We start from the raw sequence: 3496 nt of genomic DNA on the forward strand, positions 1-3496 counted from the left end.
CCACCGACCAGCCGGAGGGCAGGACGCGCACCACCGTGCCGATGGTCGGCGCCCAGTGGCCGCCCAGCAGCTTGAAGAAGAAGGCGATCCCGAACCAGCCGGTGTTCAGGAACCCGCAGACCAGGCCGACCAGCAGCGCCGACAGCTCCCAGCCCAGCCGCGACCGGGCCACCCGGCCCAGGCCCTGCACGCCGAGCTTGGCGAGCACCACCACGAACAGCAGCTGGAGCAGCATGGCGGGCACCGCCACCAGCGCGGGCAGCGGCCCCAGCCCGGCGCCGAACACCACCAGCACGGCGAAGGCGACCAGGGCGACCGCCGGGGTGACGCCGACGAACGAGGCGGCCAGCAGGCCCAGCGCCAGCCGGCGCGGAGGCTGGGGCACCAGCGCGAAGTACGACAGCCGCAGGGTCGGGTCCCCGCCGGTGAGGGTCGGCCCGACCGCCCAGCCGACCGTCCAGACCAGCAGCACCAGGGCGATCGTGCCCACCCCGGCCTCCGGCGCCGGGAAGTCCACCAGGCCCAGCAGGGCCGTGCCCACCGCCACCAGGCCGCCGCACACCCCGCCCGCGATCAGGCTCGCCGCCCGCGGGCCGGACATCGACCGCCGCAGCACGGCCAGCTTCATCCCGGTCAGGACGACGACGGGGTTCGGCACGCCCCCGGGATCCGGCACGCCCCCGGACTTCACGACGCCAGCCACGACAGCCCCTCCTCCCCGCCGGTACGGGCGCCGACCAGCTCGACGAAGACGTCCTCCAGCCCCCGCCCGGCCCGCACCTCCGCCACCGGCCCGGCCGCCAGCACCCGGCCCCCGGCGATCACCCCGACGTGGTCGCAGAGCTGCTCCACCAGCGCCATCACGTGACTGGAGAACACCACCGACCCGCCCGAGGCGACGAAGCGCCGCAGGATCGCCCGGATCGTCGCCGCCGACACCGGGTCGACCGCCTCGAACGGCTCGTCCAGCACCAGCAGCCGCGGCGCGTGCAGCAGCGCCGTCGCCAGACCGATCTTCTTGCGCATCCCGGTCGAGTAGTCGATCACCGGGGTGTCCCCGGCCCCGTCCAGCTCCAGCACGGCCAGCAGCTCCGCCGCCCGCGCGTCCACCGTCGCCCCCGGCAGCCCGCGCAACCGCCCCAGGTAGTGCAGCACTTCGGGCCCGCTCAGCCGCTCCGGCAGCATCATCCCGTCCGGCAGCACCCCCACCAGCGCCTTGGCCCGCACCGGGTCGCTCCACACGTCGACCCCGAGGACCGCCGAACTCCCGGCGTCCGGCCGCAGCAGCCCGACCGCCATCGACAGCGCGGTCGTCTTCCCGGCGCCGTTCGGCCCGACCAGCCCGTAGAACGACCCGCTCGGCACCAGCAGGTCCACCCCGTCCACGGCCACGTGCGCCCCGAACCGCTTCCGCAGCCCCACCAACCGCAGCGCCGGCTGCACCGATCCCCGCACGACGACCTCCCCGTCCCACCACCACCCGCCCCGGAGGCGGCTCGTGACCGAATCTAGGGACACCGCCCCGCCCGCAGAATCCACCTGCCCCCCGAACAGGGGTGGGCCTGGCCCCACCCCTGGCGCGCCAGACGAAAAGGCGGTGCCCCGCCTCCCTGTTTCGGGGAGGCGGGGCACCGCCGGGTCACGCTCGGCCGCTCAGCACTGCACAGGCGAGGCGACCTTCTCCAAATTGAGGTCGATCCGTTCCTCGGCGTGTTGACCGTCCCGCTGGACGACCACCCGGTACGAGCCCTGGAGTTCCTGCGGAATGACGACGGTGTAGATCGTGCGTGGGATGCCCTCGACGCGGGTCGAGTAGGCAGCACGTGCCGGGAAGTCCCGGCCCTGACATACCAGGTGGTCGACCGACTCTCCGCTCGCGATGAGCGTCACCGCCCACGACGTCCGTCCGTGGGCACTGAACCGCCCGCCGCCCATGAAGATCTCGGCCCCGGGAACGTGCTGCGCCGGAATCGACGCGAGCGTCGCACACGTGGTGCTCGGACCGGCCACCGACGCGGTACAGATCTCGCCGGTCTTCTCGGTCTGCCAAATCAACTCCGTTCCGTAGCCGCCGTCGTACTCAGCCACCGAGAACGCTCCGCCCGCCGGCATCCGTCCGCCCTCCTCGGCCATCCGGACGACCTGGCGCTTGATGTCGTCCGGAAACGCCGGTCCAGGAGTGGCCCCCGCAGGATCCTTCACGGTCGGCGTCGGAACGACCGGCGGAGCGGAGGACGGCACGGCGGCAGCGGAGCCACCTCCTGTGACGTCCGGCGCCACCTCTCCCCGAGGGGCCCCGCTGCACGCGCAGGCTCCGAGCACCAAGCCCAGGAGAACGACACCGAACCTCACCACTGATCCTCTCACTTCGTCAGTCATCCTCTCCTCGACGGGGTTCCGCGCCGCCCTGGACGCGTGCCCAGGGCGGCGCGGAACTCCTACTTGTCGACAGCCTCGGCCGGCGCGTGGTCGTAGACGACCCGGTTCCAGCTGAGGAACTGGTAGGTGCCCCACTCCTTCGTGGTCACCGTGCCGTCCTCGTGATAGTAGGTGGTCACATAGTTCGTCCGACGGCCCAACGGCGAGAACCCGTACTCCTTGTCGGCCGGAATCTGAGCCGTGGTGTTGGTGGTCTCCTGGGTGGTAGTGCTCTTCCCGTCGGTCCTCGTATTGGTCTCCTCCTCGCCCCACTCGTAGTTGTACTCGATACTCCCCTCCGCGGTCGTCTTCGCGAATCCGAGCACGCTGCCTTCCACCGAGACCTTCGCTCCGGTCTTGATGTTCTGGTTGTTGCTCTTCTTCTTCGCGTACTGCTCGGACCACTGGGTCGCCTGGGTCGTGGAGGCACCGACCGAGACCGACAACGGTATGTTGCTCTTCTTCAGCTCCGCACCGATCTCGTAGTTGATCTGGTCGTCCGGTTGACCCTTCTGCACCGTCGAATGGCCGACGACACCAGCCCCTCCAACGGGAACCTGACTCTCCGTGTAGGCGTTGGGATGCGGCTTCGAAAGCGCCCTCTTGACGAACTCGACGTAACCCGCCTTGCGGATCGGTTCCGCCCTCTTGATCTCGGCCACGATCCGCTGGTAGTTCGGGCCGTCCTGGGTCGTGTCGACCTTGGTACCCATGTTGGAGCACTTGGCGAAGCCGGTCGCGCACTCCTCGAGCGCCATGCCGGTGGGGTCCGTCTTGTTCACCGGGTCGTTGTTGCTGTACGCGTAGGCGTTCCACTGCTGCGGGTCGTCGGCCAGCATCAGCGGGTCCGGGCTGAGGAAGCGGCCGGTGCTGGGCTGGTACTGGCGGGCGCCCAGGGTGGTGAAGCCGGTCGCGTCGTCCTTCAACCCGTTGACGAAGCCCTTGTCGCCGGCCCACGAGGTGCCGCTGCCGGAGCCGCGGAGGACGCCGAAGGGGTCGGTCCAGCGGCGGTTGACGTCGGTGGTCGCCGAGTCGATCGACAGGGTGCCGGTGCCGTGCTGGTCGGCCAGCTGGTAGG

3 protein-coding genes and 1 pseudogene are annotated in these 3496 nt (G+C 70.7%); all 4 read right to left on the bottom strand.

Annotation, left to right across the window (positions count from 1 at the left end; genetic code table 11):
- Positions 1–703: pseudogene (locus tag ACFXPX_RS43560) on the bottom strand (hypothetical protein); the annotation flags it as partial.
- Positions 688–1455, bottom strand: coding sequence for an ABC transporter ATP-binding protein (locus tag ACFXPX_RS43565; RefSeq protein ID WP_380526373.1), 768 nt, complete (start codon positions 1453–1455; stop codon positions 688–690). The gene ACFXPX_RS43565 and the pseudogene ACFXPX_RS43560, both read right to left, overlap by 16 nt.
- A gap of 198 nt (positions 1456–1653) precedes the next feature.
- Positions 1654–2241 carry a hypothetical protein gene (locus tag ACFXPX_RS43570; RefSeq protein WP_380645088.1) on the bottom strand — a complete coding sequence of 196 codons (588 nt, stop codon included), beginning with the start codon at positions 2239–2241 and terminating at the stop codon, positions 1654–1656.
- A gap of 197 nt (positions 2242–2438) precedes the next feature.
- The coding region (locus tag ACFXPX_RS43575; protein ID WP_380645089.1) for an RHS repeat-associated core domain-containing protein at positions 2439–3496 on the bottom strand (1058 nt) is incomplete at its 5' end.

This window comes from Kitasatospora sp. NPDC059146 (genome assembly GCF_042786665.1).
In the GTDB taxonomy this organism is placed as follows: Bacteria; Actinomycetota; Actinomycetes; order Streptomycetales; family Streptomycetaceae; genus Kitasatospora.